We start from the raw sequence: 1,809 nt of genomic DNA, 5'->3' as shown, positions 1-1,809 counted from the left end.
CGTAGTCCCAGTGCTGTTGTGAGTGCGCCGATCCCGATGACGGGCACCGAGATTCCCGTGTAGGCGATGACGAAGAATGCTGAGATGGTGGCGCCCCTGTGGGTGCTGGGAGCCGTTGTGCTCACCACGCTCAGGCCTGCGCGGAAGGCGAGGCCCTGGCCGGTGCCGCCGGTCATGGTGCCTACGAGGAGGACTGGCAACGACGCCAGGAGCAGTGATGATCCCACCACGAGGAGCCCGGCCACCAGCATCAGGCAGCCGATGGGCAGGGCGTTGTGTGTGCCGACGGGGCCGATCAGTAGTTGTCCGCAGGCCGAGGCGCAGAAGACGCAGAAGACGACGGCGCCGGACACGGCGAGGTCGTGGACGCCCAGGGTCTGGGTGAGGAAGGCCGGTGCGACCGCGGTGAACAGGCCCAGCAGTGAGAATCCGGCGAAGGCGGCGAGTGCGGAGGGCGCGAACACACCGCGTACTTCGGCGGGGACGACCATGCCCTGCGGCCGCAGCGGGGGTCTGGTGTTGTTGTGGTGCACGGTCTCGGGCAGCAGCGAGGTGACGGCCACTGCGGCCGTCAGGAGCGCCAGGTGGGTCAGGAACGGCAGTCGCAGCGGCCACGGCGCGTACTGGGCCAGGGCCCCCGCGACCAGGGGGCCGAGTCCCAGGCCGCCCATGTTGGCCGCGGTCGCCGCGAATCCTGCGCGGGCACTGCGCCCGGCGGGTGCCAGTTCCAGCACGGCGGCGGTGCCCGTACCGCTGAGCAGTCCGGCCGACAGCCCCGACAGGACACGGCCTGTGAACAGCAGTGGCAGCCCGTTTGCGAGCAGGAAGCACACCGCGCTCAGCGCGGCCAGTCCGAGCGCGCACAGCAGGACCGGGCGGCGGCCGAGAACGTCGGAGAAGCCGCCGGCCAGGAGGAGGGCGGTGATCACTCCGATGGCGTAGACGGCGAAAACGACGGTGACGATCAGTTCGGAAAAGCCGATCTGTTCACGGTAGAGCCCGTACAGCGGTGTCGGCAGGGTCGTGCCCATCATCCCGACCGCGAACACACCGGCCGCGGCCAGGTAGCCGGGGCGCACAGTGCTCTGCTGACGGTCCGTGTCCTGGTTGATCACAACTCACCATAGGCATCGGGGGTGCGCACAGGCGTTGGCTTCGCCCGGGGGCGGGCACAGGCGTTGGCTTCGCCCGGGGGCGGGCCGATGCGCAAAAGTCATCAGCACACGGCAGAGTCTGCGGCATCCCTGCTGCCGGCCCGTGAGGCCCTGCAGGTCATGCCGCGGCAGCCGGGTGCCTTCGTGGACCTGTAAACGCAGGCCACCAGCACGAGCCGGGGGCAGGAACAAGAGCAAAACGGACCCTGGGCGGCGGCTTCGGATTGTCTGCGCCTGCAGCCGCTTCGTCGGCGGTTGCCTCTGCGTCCGCCTCCGGCCCCCGGGTCCTCTTGGTCTTCCTGCGGCCCCTGCCCAACGCCCCCGGCCGTGCGGCGGTGTCGGCCCGGCCGGGGCGGTCGGGCCCGTCGCAGCCCGGAACACGACCCTGGCCGGGAAGGATGCCTCCTGCCGGCCGGGGCCCTGCCCGGGCCGGGCAGGCGCTTGTGAACACCGCGCGGCGACGTCGCCCGTCGCGGTCGCTGCCGGACCCGGGCCCTGCCCGGAACCGGCCCGGATCTTGCCCGGCGGCTTCCCGCGGCCCCACGCCCCCCGGGGGGGGTGTCTCTATGTCCTTCGTCAAGGACGTGGTGCGGGGTTTGAGGCTGTTTGGGGTGGTCATGCGGCTGGGGTGACGCTGGGGGTTCGGGGTTCGTAG

Annotated in this window: 1 protein-coding gene; it reads right to left on the bottom strand. The window is 71.1% G+C overall.

The window, feature by feature from the left end; all coding sequences use genetic code 11:
* On the bottom strand, positions 1–1,034 hold a 1,034-nt coding region (locus tag ACFU6I_RS48510), incomplete at its 3' end, for an MFS transporter (protein WP_384380967.1).
* Positions 1,035–1,809: the final 775 nt, after the last annotated feature.

The organism is Streptomyces sp. NPDC057486 (genome assembly GCF_042802415.1).
GTDB lineage: Bacteria > Actinomycetota > Actinomycetes > Streptomycetales > Streptomycetaceae > Streptomyces > Streptomyces yanii.
Note: the sequence above shows the minus strand (reverse complement) of the source record. Positions and strands in the feature narration are given on the sequence as shown.